The sequence below is a fragment of the Staphylococcus auricularis genome (assembly GCF_001500315.1).
GTDB lineage: Bacteria > Bacillota > Bacilli > Staphylococcales > Staphylococcaceae > Staphylococcus > Staphylococcus auricularis.
On the sequence record NZ_LLER01000013.1, the window covers coordinates 1 to 16556 of the forward strand.

Genomic DNA, 16556 nt, shown 5'->3' on the forward strand with positions numbered 1-16556 from the left:
GCACTTCATCTGTAATGACAGAACCTGCAGCAGTGAGTGCGCGATCTCCTACGCTCACAGGTGCGATCAGGTTCGTATTACATCCGATAAAGGCATCTTGACCGATCGTTGTCTTGAATTTATTTTTACCATCGTAATTTACTGTTACAGAACCGCAACCGACGTTCGTGCGTTCGCCAATCGTTGCGTCTCCAATGTAACTAAGGTGTGGTAATTTGGCACCTGTTTTAACGGTTGAATTTTTAACCTCTACAAAGTTGCCGACTTTGACTTCATCACTGATGTGAGAACCAGGTCTCAATTGTGCAAACGGTCCAATTTTTACATTGTCACCTACTGTTGAATCATCGATCACTGATTGTTTCACTTTAACGTTAGAACCGATTTGGCTATCAGTGATTTCAGAATGTTGGCCGATCACCGTATCTTCACCGATGACAGTATGACCTTTCAATGTGACACCCGGTTCGATAACAGTATCTTCTCCGATTTGAACATCAATCCCAACGTATGTATGATCAGGATCTTCAAATGTCACACCATTTTTCATGTGTTCGTGATTAATGCGGCGTTGTAAAGCTTTCGCAGCTTGACTCAACATAACACGATCATTCACGCCCATGATTTCTTCAAAATCATCTGTATGATAAACCTCTACGGTACCTTGTTGATCAAGGATGAGTGACAATTCATCAGGTAAATAATATTCGCCTTGTGCATTGTCGTTTTTAACATGCTCTAGTTGTTGAAACAATGTTTGATTATCAAATGCAAAGATACCAGAGCTAATTTCTGTAATTTGTTGTTCTGCAGCTGTTGCATCTTTTTGTTCTACGATCTTAACTAATTGTTGTGATTCGTTTCTTACAATACGTCCATAGCCATATGGATCTGGAGCAGTCGCAGATAATACAGTTGCTTGTGCGTGGTGCGCTTCATGGTGTTCGATTAACGCATTTAACGTTTCTGCGGTAACCAATGGTGTGTCCCCACAAACTACTAGTGTCGTACCTGACTCTCCTTTTAAGTGTTCTGCTGCCGTATTGACAGCATGTGCAGTACCTAATTGTTCTTGTTGAAAACTATATAATGATTGATCATTTAATGTTTCTTTCACACTTTCAGCACCATGCCCAACTATTGTCACAATTTGGTCTACACCAGAACTTTTAACGTTCTGTACTACATGTTCAATCATCGATTTACCCATGATGTCATGTAGCACTTTATATTTTTTCGATTTCATACGCGTACCCTTGCCTGCCGCTAGTATGATTGCACGTCTTTGCATGAATGCTACCCTCCAGTAAAATATACACTACATTATCATTATAATTTAACGAGATGCCAACTTTCAAGTTGCAATTACTTGATGAATTTCTTTTATGAAAATTAATGTTTGCAAAGATATAGTATGGGGTACAATACACCCAAACCGAAAAACAATCGTCCAACTAAGAAAAAGAGACGCGCAGTCATCGAGGTGTTCAAATGTTTGCTTTTATCATAAAGAAAAGGTTGGATTTCCTATCGTGAGAAAATCCAACCCTTATACCTAAGATTTTATAAACTTTATTAAGCTTCCTCGTTTGAGTCTTCATCGGATGATTGCGCATTTCTATCAGGAATCACTTCGTCTGTTTCATCGTAAACTTTCATAACAGCGTCTTGGATTTCCTGTCTCATTTCTGAATTGATTGGATGCGCAATATCGCGGAATTCACCATCTGGTGTGCGTTTACTTGGCATTGCGACAAATAAGCCTGAATTGCCTTCGATTACGCGTAAATCATGGACAACAAATGATTCGTCTAAAGTAATCGAAACGAGTGCTTTCATTCTTCCGTCAGTTTGTATTTTTCTTAGTCTTATATCTGTCACTTTCATGTAGTGAGCCCCCCTAGTTCTCTTTATATAGAAGCCTAATAAATAATTAATTAAAGCTATATTACGAATTCACTTGTGATATAACTTCAATTTCAACTTTAACATTTTTTGGCAATCTTGCAACTTCAACGCAACTTCTCGCTGGTTGATGGTCACTAAAATAACTTCCATACACTTCATTAATTTGTTGGAAGTCATCCATATTAGAAATGAATATGGTTGCTTTTACTACTGATTCAAGATCTGAACCCGCTTCTTTCAGTACTGCTTTTACATTTTCAAGCACTTGTTTTGTTTGGGCTTGAACATCTTCACTTACGATTTCACCATCTACGTTCAATGGAATTTGTCCTGATGTATATACGAGACCATTGATTTCCACTGCGTGGGAATATGGGCCTAATGCTTCAGGTGCATTAGAAGTATTAATCGTCTTCATGCTGCAAAATCGCTCCTTTTAAGAAAATTTATCTAAACTGTTGCCCTCTTCGACTGTGAATTGTTGGTTATATTCGTCGACATCAGATAATCTGGCCAGCGACGTATAATCCTCAATCAATCTCTGTTCAACCTCTTTAGATTCTACTAAGATTGATACCCCTTTCACATGCGCCTTAAACTCGTTCATGAGATTCATCACGCCGTTGATAGACCCGCCAGCGCGCATGAAGTCATCTACGACAAGGACATTAGAGTTTTCAGGTAGTGTGCGTTTAGACAACACCATCGTCTCAATCTTACGTGTAGAACCTGAGACATAGTTAATGGAAACGGTGGAGCCTTCAGTGACTTTGTTATCTTTTCGAATCACGACAACAGGCAAATTCAATACGCCCGCAACTGCATTGGCTAAGGAAATCCCTTTCGTTGCAATTGTCACCACTGCATCTAAATCTTCATCCATGTAGATCGTGGCGATGAGCTTACCTACGCGATTTAATAAAGTGGGGTTACCCATTAAATCAGATAAGAATAAATAACCACCAGGCAACAATCTGTTTTTCTCGCGCAAACGTTCAATGACATCGTAGACTACTTCTCTCGCCTCTTCTTTACTCATCATTGGTTTATACGTCACGCCACCACTTGCCCCTGCCGTTGTGATCACGGTACCTAATTTTTCTTTTTGGAATGTAGATTTAATTATTTGAACATCTTCACTGATTGATGATTTAGCTTGCTTAAATTTTTGAACAAAAAAAGTGAGCGGCACTAATTCATTTGGGTGATTCATTAAGTATTGCGTCATAAATACGATGCGTTCGCTTCTTTTAAACCGCATTTAGCTCATCCCTTCTATCCTAATAATCTTACTAAATATACTTCGTTACAGCAGCCATTGACTGAGTTATAAATATGCTTTGCCTGGCTGACCTTTTGAGCTAAGCCATAAACGGTAGGACCGCTGCCACTCATCACTGCACCATCAGCCCCACTGTTCAGCATATTGTGCTTTAACTTTAATATTTCTGGATGCATCTCGTTCGAAACTATCTCTAAGCGATTTGACAAACTTTCACAAAGTTGTTGGTAATCTCCATTTTGTAATGCCTCAACGCACATATGTGTATAAGTCTTACAGGGTTCCACGAGCTTGAGCTGTCTGAAGACTTCTGGTGTAGATAAGCCAACGTTAGGTTTAGCGACGACGACCCAAGCAGAAGGTGGTTTATTCAACAGCTCAATATTACCGCCAATCCCTTTACAGAGTGCTGTCTGACCTTGAATACAGAAAGGAACGTCTGTACCAATTTCTAACGCAAGCGTGCGCAGTTCATCCATCGAAAGCCCCAAATCAAATAATTGATTCATACCGCGCATCGTTGCTGCTGCATCAGTAGAGCCACCGCCGAGACCTGCTGATACGGGAATATTTTTATCTATACTTATCGTGACGCCTGAATCTATATTGTACGTTTCTTGCATTAATTTAGCCGCTTGATAGGCGAGATTTTTAACCCCTGTAGGAACATAATTTTGTTCCACATCAACAACGATTTGTTGATCATTACGTATTTCAAAAGAAAGTCGATCATTTAGATCAATCGTGGTCATAATCATTTCCACTTCATGATAACCATCAGCACGCTTAAAGAGTGTGTCTAGCGTAAAATTTATTTTAGCCGGAGCTGTTTCATAAATCATCTTTTCACCCTCTTTCATAGTCGATATGGTAATGTATTGATTTTAACATATTGGCGCATGAATACGTGTGTGATAACTAAGTTACCTTGGTGTATAAGATGCAACATACTGTACTTTTGATTTATTAATATTGATCCAATGACTTAAATATTTATTTTACATGAAAAAATTTTTGGAATAAACATTTACTTGAAACTTTATAACAATAATATGTATTGAAGAAGGCAACCTTTGAATGATGTTTAATTTAGGAAAATAACAACGGCTCATCAATGAGATGTGTAGAAAATGAGCGCGAACGAAAAAACGGGGACAGGTCATAGGCTCATCTATTTCATTTAGCCTGTGGTACCTGTTCCCGTATAATAGATCGGTGTTAAAACGCCTGCGTTTCATTCAATACAGCATGAATAAAACGCGATAATTCATTTACATCACTGATTAAAATGTAAGTTGAATTATTAGTGTGCAATTGCTTCTTGTTGACTATCTTCTTCAAAAGAAACTTCAACGTTTTCTGTTAATACATCTGTATATGTATATGAAACACGTTCAAAATTGTATTTATCTTGATCTAATTCAACAATAAATACGGATGCGTATGTTTCTTTCAAAACACCACTACGCTCAATTATTTTTTTACGACCACCGTTTGCTTTAAGTAAAACACGGTTTCCTAAATGATCATCAAGTGAATTTTTGATGTCTACAATAGATTTTGGCATATTGCCCCACCTCGCTACATATTGTATAATAACACATTTTGCGAGATATTGTCAAATAAAATTTCAATTCTATCAATAGGTAGGAGAGAAGTCAACTCTTTAAAACGTTAATTCTGGGAAATTTTTCAATTCGTGATAAAGTCGTGAAAAATCTTGAATTGACAAGGTTTCACCACGTCGATTCGTCTCAATATCTGCTGATTCTAACCACGTACGTATCGCCTCTTTGTGTTGTTTTCCTTCGAAAAAGAGATTTTGGTAATTGTTATAAATCGTTTTACGGCGCTGGCTAAACGCACCTTTCGTCAATTTGAAAAACTGATCCGTATCGTCTATTTCAACGAGAGGCGTTTGACGTTTCATTAACTTAACGACAATGGAATCGACATTGGGTGGCGGCATGAAGACAGATTTCGGCACTGTCAGCACCTTGCTCGTTTCTGTGTAATACTGTGCCACGATAAATAATGAACCATATGCTTTCGTTCCAACTTCAGCATTCAAGCGCTCACCCACTTCTTTTTGCATCATCACAACATAACCGTCGATAGGCAGATCTTGTTGCATCAACGTCAGTAGAATCGGTGTCGTAATGTAATATGGTAAATTGGCCACGACCATGATTTGATCACAATCAGCTAATGTCTGTTGGACATGGTTTGAGACGTCTGCTTTCAAAATATCTTCATTCACAACCGTCACATTGTCGTAAGGTGCTAACGTATCGTCTAACACCGGGATGAGATGACGATCGATTTCAAACGCTAATACATGTTTCGCTTGTTTCGCGAGTTGTTCAGTCAATGATCCCATACCTGGACCAATTTCAATCACTCCAGTGTTCGCATCAATCTCACTCGCTTCGATGATTTTATTAATAATATTTACGTCGACTAAAAAGTTTTGTCCTAAGCTTTTTTTGAATTTAAACCCATATTGTTTGAGTAAAGCAGCTGTACGCGTCGGTGTTGCGATGTCTTTATGATCCAATCAATCGTCACTCCCTTCTGGTTCACCTAATGCTTTCCTTACATCCGCTTCTGTATAGCCGAATGCATTGAGTTTCTTAACCAATTGTTTCCCGTTCGAATGCCCAATATGTAATTTGGTTCCCAACTTTTCTCTTTTTCTCCGTGCATCTGGACCAATGATCAAACCTAAATCAATCAATACTGCTTTACTGATTGTTTCGTTTCCCTCTTCAAAAGGGGTGCTAACATGGCTCAAAGCTTCTTGTATATCTGACAGTTGCGCGTGTTCTACACCGATTTTGCCACGTTTATTTCGCGCTTTAGTACGATCGATGAATGCGTGTTTGACACCTGGAATGGCATCTCGAATCGTATGACGAATTTTATCACCCGGGAAATCAGGATCAGTGAGTACAATGACGCCTCTCGTTTCTTGCGCTTGTTCAATCACCGCTAATGTTTCCTTGCTGATTGCACTTCCATTTGTCTCTATCGTGTCACACTCTACTGCACTTTTCACGCGCTGAGTGTCGTCCCTACCTTCTACCACCACGAACTCATTTATTTTCACTTGAAGACACCTTTCTTTGATTTAAAAAAAGAGCGGTATAGAAAACTATATAACAGCTATCCGGTTTTATCGTCTTAGCTCAATCTTGCCTTGAGGAACCTGTCTTAACCGTTAACCATAGTATTCATATACCTGCTCTCAAATGGTCTTGTACTTCACTTCTAGCATGTAGCGCTTCATTTTTCCTAACAAAATTGCTCTAAACCATGCCATTAAAGCACATGTTTAATCTTTTTTAATTTTAAACAATCTCTCTGCGTTTTCTGTTGTTTGTCGACATGCTTCTTCATAACTCACACCACGTAACTCTGCAATCTTTTCAGCAACTAATGTGACACGTGCAGGCTCGTTGCGTTTACCTCTGTACGGGTGAGGAGATAAGAAGGGTGCATCTGTTTCAACTAATAGACGATCAAACGGTACGTGTTCAGCTACATCTTTCGGTAATTGTGCGTTTTTGAACGTTACAGGGCCCCCTAATGAAACGTAGAAATCTAAGTTGTTAATCACATCATCTGCAACTTCAGGTGTCGCACTGAAGCTATGCATAATGCCGCCGACTTCTTCAGCATGTTCTTCTTTAAGAATTGCGACACAGTCTTCGGTAGCCTCTCTATTATGAATAATGATTGGCAAGTTCACACGTTTCGCTAAAGCGATTTGTTTTCGAAGTAAATCTTGTTGCACATCTTTGGGTGATTTATCCCAGTGATAATCTAAGCCTGTTTCACCAATACCAATCACTTTCGGATGATCTGCTAACGATTCAATCCATTCTAAACGTTCTTCAGTACAATCAATCGCGTCCACTGGATGCCAACCGATAATCGCATATAAAAAGTCGTATTCCTCTATGAGTGACATCGCACGTTCGATTGTAGGGGTATCAAATCCTACGACAAACATACGGTCAACGCCGTTATCTCTCGCACGTTGAATCACTTCTTCTAAATCTTCTTCGTACTCTTCAGCGTTTAAATGAACATGTGTATCTATTAGCATCACATAACACTCCTTCAATCTTATTGTTATTTAATCACAGCACCATTTGGAATTGCATTCGGTAAGCTAACTAATGTTAATACATTTTCTTTTTCAGCTGATAAAATCATACCTTCTGATTTATGGCCCATGAGTTTAGCTGGTTTCAAGTTGGAAACCACTGCAACTTTTTTACCGATAATATCTTCAGGTTGATAGAATTTCGCAATACCTGAAACGATTTGTCGTTGTTCATTACCTAAGTCGACTTGTATTTTTAATAACTTGTCTGATTTTTGTACTTGTTCTGCATCTGTAATCGTCGCTGCTTTAATTTCAACTTTATCGAACTGTTTGATGTCGATTTGTTCTTTGCTTTCCTCTTCTGGTTCAGGTGCAGGAGATGAAGCTTGCATAGATTCTTTAATGTAGGCAATTTCCGCTTCTGTATCCAAACGAGGGAAGATTGGTGTTGGCTTGTCAGTGACCATCACTGGAGACGTAAGCGCACCGTATGTTGTTAAGCTATCTAGTTCGAACAGTTCAGGTGCATTGATGTTCAATTGTTCAAAGATTTCTTTAGGTGCATGTGTTAAGAATGGACGTAACATCACAGCGATGAAGCGAATATTTTCCACTAAGTGTGCCATGACATTGCCTAACATGTCTCTTTGACTGTCATCTTTAGCTAAAATCCATGGTGTTGTTTCATCAATGTATTTATTTGTACGACTGATGAGTTTCCAAATCGTAGCTAAAGCAACAGAGAATTGTAAGTCATCCATGTTTTGTTGATATTTTTCAACTGTGTCTAACGCAAGTTGTTCCATATCTTCATCTAACTCGTGTTTAGGTCCTTGGTATGCAGGTAACTCACCATCGAAATATTTATTGATCATAGAGATCGTACGATTAACTAAGTTACCTAAGTCATTAGCTAAGTCATAATTTGTACGTTCGACGAAGCCTTCTGGTGTGAATACGCCGTCTGAACCGAATGGCAATTCTCTTAATAAATAATAGCGTGTTGCATCTAAGCCGTAGCGATCAATTAATACGTTAGGATCAACGACATTACCTTTAGATTTACTCATTTTGCCATCTTTCATGAGCACCCAACCATGTGCAAATACCTTTTTAGGTAGTGGTAAATCGAGTGCCATGAGTAAGATTGGCCAAATGATAGAGTGGAAACGCACAATTTCTTTTGCCATGATATGCACGTCAGCTGGCCAATATTTTTGGAATAATGAATCATCATCAGATAAGTAACCCAATGATGAAATATAGTTAACCAATGCATCGATCCATACATAAACCACGTGCTTAGGATTAGATTTGACACGAATACCCCAGTCAAATGATGTACGAGAAACAGCTAAATCTTCTAAGCCTGGTTTAATAAAGTTATTAATCATTTCATTTTTACGAGATAACGGTTGGATGAAGTCTGGATTTTCTTCATAAAATGCGAGTAAGCGATCCGTATATTTAGATAGATTAAAGAAATAGCTTTCTTCTTTAATGAGTTCGACTTCGTGTCCAGAATCAGGACTTTTACCACCGACGATTTTACCGTTTTCGTATACTGGATCTACCAATTGTGTTTCTGTGTAATATGTTTCGTCTGGTACGGAATACCATCCTTCATATTCACCAAGGTAGATATCGCCCTGTTCAAGTAAACGTTCAAAGATTTGTTGAACCACAACCGTATGTCGTTCTTCTGTTGTACGGATAAAATCATCATTAGAAATTTCTAGTTTCTTCCATAATTTTTTAATATCCGCAATCATTTCATCTAAGTAAGCAATCTCAGTTTTACCTGCTTTGCGTGCTTTTTCTTGGATTTTTTGTCCGTGTTCATCTGTACCAGTTAAATAGCGAACGTCATAACCCTGCATGCGTTTATAGCGTGCAATGACGTCACCAGCTGTTGTTGTATAGGCATGCCCAATATGTAAATTACCACTTGGATAATAAACAGGGGTCGTTATATAAAATGTTTCTTTCGCCATTCGTGTTCCTCCTCTTTTATACACTATAAATAATATCTAAATTTATGTCGCTTTTCAATGAAGGATATTGCGATGATTGCCATGTCTTTCAAAGGATTATGGCATGAAGCAATCCCACTTAATGATCCTCTTTTTTCATCGCACTTCGTGATAAATATCGTAAACGTCACCCGTTTTCATATTTCGATCTTCTGCAACCGCTTTAATCGCCTTTTTAGGTTTCAATTCATCATGTTCAATATAGTATTCCACATGCTCAGAGATTGTCATGGCTTCAAACCATGCGGTATCGACTTGAGGTGCTGCACCTTCAATGAGGATGACAAACTCACCTTTCAACGGTATGGCCTGTTCGAGTTGTTCTATCAAGTCAGTGACAGCCGCTGTAGTGACTTGTTCAAACTTTTTCGTCAGTTCACGTGCTATCGTGATTCGACGTGTATCATCTATCTCAGCAATCGTATTGAGCGTATCTTTGACTCGGTAAGGTGACTCATAAATGATTAATGTACTATCTTCATACATACGTTCAGCAAGAATAGCTTGTTTGTCTTTCGCTTTTCGCGGCAAAAAGCCTAAAAAAGTATACGTAAATGAAGGAAGACCACTAGCCATTAGCGCTGTAAGCCCCGCATTCGGACCTGGAATCGTCGCCACGGGGATATCTTGCGCTCTTGCAGCTACGACCAGTTCATAACCGGGATCACTAATCAATGGGAGCCCCGCATCTGAAACAAGTGCTACATCATTACCTTGCATCAAAGTCTCTATAAGACTGTCGGTTTCTTGTTCCTTGTTGTGATCGTGATACGATTTAAGAGGCGTCTCGATATCGTAGTGGTTACACAATTTCTTCGTAACCCGTGTATCTTCACAAGCAATTAAGTCGGCCTGTTGTAACGTTTCTACTGCTCTGTAGGTGATATCTGACATATTACCAATCGGCGTACCTACAAGATAGAGTGTAGCCATGTTAGTCCTCCTCTCTAATCAAGCGTAATTTTTGTTTGCGTGAATATTGTTTAATCTGATACTCGCGTTTAAGTGCTTCTGATTTGGTGTCATACGTTTCTTGATAAACTAAGTCCACGGGCATTCTTGTTTTTGTATATTTGGCACCTTTACCCGCATTATGTGTTTTTACGCGCTGCGTGACATCCTTAGCGTATCCAGTATACAAGGAACCATCATTACATTCCACAATATAGACATAATGTTTATCCATAGTATATCTCGCTCATTTCCGGCGTATAAGCGCCTGCCTCATCATAAATATAAAATGGAGGCGCAATCTCTAATCCTTGATTGCCACCCTTACGTGCTTCAACGACAATCGTTTGTGCTGAACGATCCGGTTTGCTATAAACAAAATGCACTTTCTTAGGTTCTAATTGATATGTACGCATCGTTTCAACGACATCCATAAACCGTTCTGCCCGATGAACCATGATGAAACGTCCACCCTCTTTTAAAAGGTGCCGTGTTGCCATGCAACAATCATCCAGTGTACACATGACCTCATGTCTTGCAATCTTATGTGCTTCTTTCAAATGTTGATGGCGTTGATTTGTTTTAAAATAAGGCGGATTACATGTGACGAGTGAAAACTGTGACGGTGGGTAATGTCGACGCACATCTCTCAAATCCAGATGCCGCATATGTATCCGTGAGTCTAATCCATTATAAGCGATAGAGCGTTGTGCCATATCGACTAACTGTGATTGTATCTCAATTGCTTCAATATCTTGCGTCCCTTTATTACTTAATAACAGTGCAACGACACCATTTCCCGAACATAAATCCATGATGCGATCATGTTTTCGTACAGTCGTAAAATGACCGAGTAAAAGGGCATCTGTCGAAAACGAAAACACGTCATCATTTTGAATGATTCTTAAATTTTCCTTTAATAAATAATCGAGTCGCTCATTTGGCAGCAACATGTAAATCCCCCTAAAACGACAAGAAGATGCCCTATAATTCAAGATAGCGCATCATGTTCTCTCATCTTTCTTTACTCATGATTTTATATCTAATCATCGTTTAACACTTCTAAACAGAACAGACAATCATCCCCTTGTCGATGTTTACCAAACAGCTCACCTTTACAAATGTGAAAGCCTTCATTATATAATCTTGCGAGGTTGTCTTTACTGCGCAAGGGTTTCTTCGCTTTCGTTTGATGGGCTTGCGCTGATTTAGGGGCCACTTCATCTTTTTCAAACAATGATTTCAAATTATCATTCTCGAGCTGAAGTGCAACATTTTCTTCAACGAGTTCAACGGCAACGTCTTTTAATGCAGCCATGTTTTCATTCAAACTATTTACATTTTGCTCTAATTGTGAGAGCCGTTCAAATAGTTCACGTCGATCCACCTTGGCTCTGCCTCCTATTTTTGTGTTTCTAACTCTTCTACTTTATACTCTAACGGCTGCTCTAAACCATCTACTTTGACTTGCATAGAAATGTCTAAGATATTTAATCCAACAACTTTACCATAACCTTCTGGCGTCGTCACGACTTCTCCCACATCTGGTAATTGAGCACGTGCTGCTTCGTAATAGTCATTTTCATATTTTAAACAACACATTAAACGGCCACAGGCACCTGAAATTTTTGTCGGATTAAGGGATAGATTTTGATCTTTCGCCATTTTAATTGAAACAGGTTCGAAGTCTCCTAAGAATGTAGCACAGCATAATGAACGGCCACATGGCCCAATGCCACCGAGTAGTTTCGCCTCATCTCTCACGCCGATTTGTCTCAGTTCAATACGTGTTTTCAGTTGTTGCGCTAAAATTTTTACCAACTTTCTAAAGTCTACACGGTCATCAGATGTGAAATTGAAGATCACTTTTGATTTATCTAAAATGTATTCGCAGTTAACAAGACGCATGTCTAATCCTTGTTGTTGGACAACCTCTTTACATAGTTGTAACGCATCTTCCGCATCACGTTCATTTTGTTCGTGCTTTTCGATATCTTCGTCCGTAGCCACTCTGATAATTTGTTTTAAAGGTAATGTAATGTCTTCGTCAGCCACTTCCAATAGATCGTATTTCACTTGTCCCATCTCAATACCACGCTTAGATTCAACGACCACCCATTGTCCTTCTGTTAGCGTATACCCATTGGGTGCATAATACTCTAATTTTCCTGCTTTTTTAAAGTTTATCCCGGCAACTTGTTGCATTACTGTCTCACCCCATTTATTACAATTTGTTCAAAAACCAGCGTTGGATTTACATTTTGATTTAATTTTTTGTGTGCTTCTGTAATTTGATCATACATCAAAGTAATTTGATTATAGTCTAATTGGTTGCCATATTGGGCCATGCTATCTGTGAGCTCGCTGTAGATTAACTGATCCGTCATCCCTACTTTGGTATGCATCACATCTTCAAAGAAGCCATTCACTGCTGCAAGTGTCAATAACTGTAAACGTCTGTTCTTAGCTTGTTTTAATAAATCTACAATCGCAATCAATGCCATTTCATAATTGTTAAAAAGAAGATGGCACCATTTTAAGATTGCTTTTCGCAATGCCATTAAATCCGCTTCTTCATTTAAAGACAGAGCTGTATCTCGTTGTGTCGTATATGTAGAAAGCAACTCAGCGACAGGTCTAGATATCCCTTCATCTTGAAGTCTGAGTACGAACTGCTGTTTATCAATCGGTTTAAAATATATGTGTTGGCAGCGAGAATGAATCGTATCTAATATTTGTTCAGGTTTCGTTGATAAGAGAATAGCAATTGTTCTTTCTGGAGGCTCTTCTAAAAATTTTAAAATGCTGTTTTCCCCTTGTACAGTCAACTTTTCAAAGTCTTCGATGATATATACTTTATGAGATCCTTCAATCGGCAATTGATTCATATGTCGTACGAGCTGTTCAATTTGATCTTTTTTTAATGTATTTTCTTCGGTAGAAACGTACATGAAGTCAGGATGATTGCGTTCAGTTACCTTTAACTGACATTGAGAATCCTCATCACACAAAATAAGTTGTGCAAACGCAAATGCGACTTGCTGCATTTTCTGAGCGTCGTCGCCTTCAAACAAATAGGCGTGCGACAATTTATTTGAATGATACGCATTCGTCAGCATTTGTTGTTCATCCATCTATTTCACTTACTCCTTTACATAAAAAAGTTGTCATATATGTAGCACTCTACGCTTTTGAGAGCTCTATCACAATCAGTTCCGCTCGTAAATGATGTGATGCGCACACATATAGGACAACTCAGACTTTTTAGAATTGATGGAAGGCTTCAACAGGCATTACGAATACTGTTGCACCGCCCACTTCTACTTCAACTGGGTAAGGGATGTAAGAATCCGCACTACCGCCCATTGGTGTGATTGGAGATACGAGTTGTTCTCTGTTACCACAAGTATCATTGATGACTTTTAAAATATCGTCTAAGCGATCGTCGTCTACACCAGATAAGAAGGTTGTATTACCCGCTCTTAAAAAGCCACCTGTTGTCGCTAATTTTGTAGCTCTAAAGTTGTGCTTAACAAGTTGGTCTGAAAGCTCTTGACTATCTTGGTCTTGTACAATTGCTATGATCATCTTCATTTTCAAAACACCTCTCCACTATATTATATCATAATTTTTCTAAATATTTTATGATCGCATCATACGTTGTAGCAACTACGGTGTCAATCTCTTGATCTGCATCGACCACTGCAAAACGCGCTGAATCTCGTTGAATAATCTGTTGGTAACCTTCTATCACTTTTTCATGAAATTGACGCGTTTCTCGATCTAAACGATTTTGAGAACGTTGATTTTGTTGAATGCGTGTCTGTCCGACTTCGACACTCACATCTAGATAAACGGTTAAATCAGGATAAACATGATTGATGGCAAATGCATTGATGGCTTCAACTTCTTTCATCCCAATTCCTCTCGCATACCCTTGATAAGCGAGTGAACTATCGACATAACGATCACATAACACCACTTGTCCTTTTTCTAACGCAGGTAAGACTTTCCCAACCAGATGTTCTCTGCGGGACGCTGCAAATAGCAACGCTTCAGTACGTTCGTCTATTGCGTCACCCTCTAACAGTATTTCTCTAATTTGTTCACCAGTAGGTACACCACCTGGTTCTCGAGTGAGCACGACATCATATGTGTCAGATAACTTTTCTGCAACACGTTTCATGACTGTGGTTTTACCAGAACCTTCTGGCCCTTCAAAAGTAATAAATGCCGACATGACTACTCATCCTTAACTTTAATATGATTATTAGTTAATCCTTCAACTGTCATATTTGAACGAGACCAACTTTCTAATAATTTTAACATATCCGGACCGATCTTTTCTCCCGCGAACATCATAGGAATTCCAGGAGGATATGGAATGATGTGCTGTGCTAAAATTTCACCTTGTGCTTTAGCCAATGGGACCCATTTCGAGTTAGCTATTGTAGCGGAAGTGTAAGCACCAAGCGCAGTTGAATTTGGCATTGATGTCATAGATGGCTGCTCAGTCGATACTTGAGGTTGTACGTCGATTTGTGCAATACGTTTTAATAATAAATCGAACGGATAACGATCTCCGTCATGCCATAGTGGGAGTACCCATAACACTTGATACGTATCCGCAAGTTCTACATAAATATGTTGGGCTTCAAACACTTTCTGTAATTGAAAACCTGAATATCCCGGCACTGTTAAAATTAATTTTAAAGGATCATCTACTTCCTTAACTTCTATGTATTGGGCATTTAACTGTTCAATCAGTTGTTGACGCTTACGAAAGAATCGTTGACTATCGTAATTTTGGTAAAACGTGTGCGCGGCTTCTAAACTTGCCATGATTAAATATGATGGACTTGATGTTTGGAAGTAATTCAACCCCTGTTTCACAGCTTCTTGAAGAGGTGCATCTTTATGGACAAATAACACCGATCCCATCGTTAATGCGGGTAACGTTTTGTGATAGGATTGTACGACATAATCAGCACCCATCGTTAACGCACTATTAGGAAAACCTTCGAGACCAAAGTGTGCGCCATGCGCTTCGTCTATAAAGACAGGAATCTGTTGCTGATGAAGCTCGCTAATCGTGCTGGCTAAATCAAAGGTTTCTCCATAATAATTAGGATACGTAAAGACAGCTAACTTACTCTCTTTAATATACTCTATAAATGATGAAGTCAGAGGTGTCTTAAATTGATATGTTGTCTCGCTCAACTGCATCGGTAAAATTTTAGCAGTCCATTGTACTAACTCCAACGCATGAAAGACTGACTTGTGCGCATTTCGTGCAATCAGATAATCCCCACTATTATGTTTAAATGCATGTATGACTGCAAGTATGCCCGAAGTCGTCCCGTTCACTAAATAATACGCTTCATAATCAGGATGCTTGCGGAGTTGCTGCATACTCTCGGCGATGATTTCTTCTGGCTGATGCAAATCATCAAGGCCCGTAATTTCTGTCATATCCATCGCCATAGAAAGTTGGTTTAAATCGCCAATCGTATTATTTTTATGGCCTGGCACATGCATAGAAATTGCTTCATTACGTATGAGTTGATTGAGTTTGTTGTTAATCGGTTGGCTCATAATATGCCCTTTCTACGTAATGGAAAATGAAGTACTGTAAACGCAGCTGTATTTCAATATGCCCATACGTGCATTGATTTTGATGAATGATTACTCTTTCAATACTAAAACATCAGTATAGGGTTCGCAACGATTTGTAAAATGTGAGTTAGATAGAACATACCATTCTCGCGGAACGTAAGTAGGCTACCATGTGTGCTAAGGTGGTTACCCTATTTGAGACAAGCGCTCGCCTCATGACTCTCTACTTGAGACAAGCGCTCGCATCTCGACTCTTCTCAATTTTTCCTGACTCACTTACGTTCTAGTAAGCTCGTGGCGTCAAAATTTCGACTCGTGCGCTTCAAACGCTTTCTCTGCGTAGATTTTTTACTTATATTTCATTTTAAATCATTTTCTTTTTTTAATTACTTATCCCTTGTAAGCTCGCTATATCGAGATCTCAACTCGTATGCTTCAAACGCTTTCTCTGAAAATGGATTATTTTATCAATAAATTTGATAGGAGCTTAATTTTCTACTTTTTCCTAGTGCAGCGAGAAACGCTCACTACATGTCTATATATCAAGTTTTATTGAAAAGAAGTATTTTACCTGAGACTCCTGAGGCAAATAGCTGAAGGCGAAAATCCACTATTTCAGTGCGTCTAGCAATGAAATAGTTAGTTGAGCCAA

The 16556-nt window shown here is 38.9% G+C and carries 19 protein-coding genes; all 19 read right to left on the reverse strand.

Going from position 1 to position 16556, the window contains the following annotated elements:
- On the reverse strand, window positions 1-1291 hold a 1291-nt coding region (glmU, locus tag APS80_RS07735), incomplete at its 3' end, for a bifunctional UDP-N-acetylglucosamine diphosphorylase/glucosamine-1-phosphate N-acetyltransferase GlmU (protein WP_059107705.1).
- A 284-nt stretch (window positions 1292-1575) separates the two neighbouring features.
- A complete protein-coding gene (spoVG, locus tag APS80_RS07740) occupies window positions 1576-1887 on the reverse strand; it encodes a septation regulator SpoVG (RefSeq protein ID WP_059107706.1) in 312 nt (103 codons plus the stop codon).
- A gap of 61 nt (window positions 1888-1948) precedes the next feature.
- Window positions 1949-2326 (reverse strand): RidA family protein, encoded by a 378-nt coding sequence (locus APS80_RS07745; RefSeq protein ID WP_059107707.1) that lies wholly within the window; start codon window positions 2324-2326, stop codon window positions 1949-1951.
- 18 nt (window positions 2327-2344) lie between these two features.
- On the reverse strand, window positions 2345-3169 hold the full coding sequence (purR, locus tag APS80_RS07750) for a pur operon repressor (RefSeq protein WP_059107708.1): 825 nt from the start codon (window positions 3167-3169) through the stop codon (window positions 2345-2347).
- A 14-nt stretch (window positions 3170-3183) separates the two neighbouring features.
- Window positions 3184-4032: a 4-(cytidine 5'-diphospho)-2-C-methyl-D-erythritol kinase gene (ispE, locus tag APS80_RS07755; RefSeq protein ID WP_059107709.1), complete on the reverse strand. Its 849-nt coding sequence runs from the start codon at window positions 4030-4032 to the stop codon at window positions 3184-3186.
- 461 nt (window positions 4033-4493) lie between these two features.
- Entirely contained in the window at window positions 4494-4757 is a 264-nt protein-coding gene (locus APS80_RS07760) for a Veg family protein (protein WP_059107710.1), read from the reverse strand.
- Between the two features lie 99 nt (window positions 4758-4856).
- On the reverse strand, window positions 4857-5747 hold the full coding sequence (gene rsmA, locus APS80_RS07765) for a 16S rRNA (adenine(1518)-N(6)/adenine(1519)-N(6))-dimethyltransferase RsmA (RefSeq protein ID WP_059107711.1): 891 nt from the start codon (window positions 5745-5747) through the stop codon (window positions 4857-4859).
- Entirely contained in the window at window positions 5748-6299 is a 552-nt protein-coding gene (rnmV, locus tag APS80_RS07770) for a ribonuclease M5 (RefSeq protein WP_059107712.1), read from the reverse strand.
- Window positions 6300-6524: 225 nt separating this feature from the next.
- Window positions 6525-7301, reverse strand: coding sequence for a TatD family hydrolase (locus tag APS80_RS07775; protein WP_059107713.1), 777 nt, complete (start codon window positions 7299-7301; stop codon window positions 6525-6527).
- 26 nt (window positions 7302-7327) lie between these two features.
- Window positions 7328-9298: a methionine--tRNA ligase gene (gene metG, locus APS80_RS07780; RefSeq protein ID WP_059107714.1), complete on the reverse strand. Its 1971-nt coding sequence runs from the start codon at window positions 9296-9298 to the stop codon at window positions 7328-7330.
- A gap of 135 nt (window positions 9299-9433) precedes the next feature.
- Window positions 9434-10270 carry a 16S rRNA (cytidine(1402)-2'-O)-methyltransferase gene (gene rsmI / locus APS80_RS07785; protein ID WP_059107715.1) on the reverse strand — a complete coding sequence of 279 codons (837 nt, stop codon included), beginning with the start codon at window positions 10268-10270 and terminating at the stop codon, window positions 9434-9436.
- Between the two features lies 1 nt (window position 10271).
- Window positions 10272-10523, reverse strand: coding sequence for a GIY-YIG nuclease family protein (locus APS80_RS07790; protein ID WP_059107716.1), 252 nt, complete (start codon window positions 10521-10523; stop codon window positions 10272-10274).
- Window positions 10516-11241, reverse strand: a complete 726-nt coding sequence (locus APS80_RS07795) for a tRNA1(Val) (adenine(37)-N6)-methyltransferase (RefSeq protein WP_059107717.1) — start codon at window positions 11239-11241, stop codon at window positions 10516-10518. The genes APS80_RS07790 and APS80_RS07795 overlap by 8 nt, the downstream gene beginning before the upstream one ends.
- Window positions 11242-11330: 89 nt before the next feature.
- The gene (gene yabA, locus APS80_RS07800) at window positions 11331-11675 is read right to left on the reverse strand and encodes a DNA replication initiation control protein YabA (RefSeq protein WP_059107718.1); all 345 of its coding nucleotides are present in this window, start codon (window positions 11673-11675) and stop codon (window positions 11331-11333) included.
- A gap of 14 nt (window positions 11676-11689) precedes the next feature.
- Entirely contained in the window at window positions 11690-12493 is an 804-nt protein-coding gene (locus APS80_RS07805; protein ID WP_059107719.1) for a PSP1 domain-containing protein, read from the reverse strand.
- On the reverse strand, window positions 12493-13422 hold the full coding sequence (locus APS80_RS07810; protein ID WP_059107720.1) for a DNA polymerase III subunit delta' C-terminal domain-containing protein: 930 nt from the start codon (window positions 13420-13422) through the stop codon (window positions 12493-12495). The genes APS80_RS07805 and APS80_RS07810 overlap by 1 nt, the downstream gene beginning before the upstream one ends.
- Before the next feature lie 130 nt (window positions 13423-13552).
- Window positions 13553-13882, reverse strand: coding sequence for a cyclic-di-AMP receptor (locus APS80_RS07815; protein WP_059107721.1), 330 nt, complete (start codon window positions 13880-13882; stop codon window positions 13553-13555).
- Window positions 13883-13910: 28 nt separating this feature from the next.
- Window positions 13911-14528 (reverse strand): dTMP kinase, encoded by a 618-nt coding sequence (gene tmk, locus APS80_RS07820; protein ID WP_059107722.1) that lies wholly within the window; start codon window positions 14526-14528, stop codon window positions 13911-13913.
- Between the two features lie 2 nt (window positions 14529-14530).
- Window positions 14531-15883, reverse strand: a complete 1353-nt coding sequence (locus APS80_RS07825) for an Orn/Lys/Arg family decarboxylase (protein ID WP_059107723.1) — start codon at window positions 15881-15883, stop codon at window positions 14531-14533.
- Between the last annotated feature and the right edge of the window lie 673 nt (window positions 15884-16556).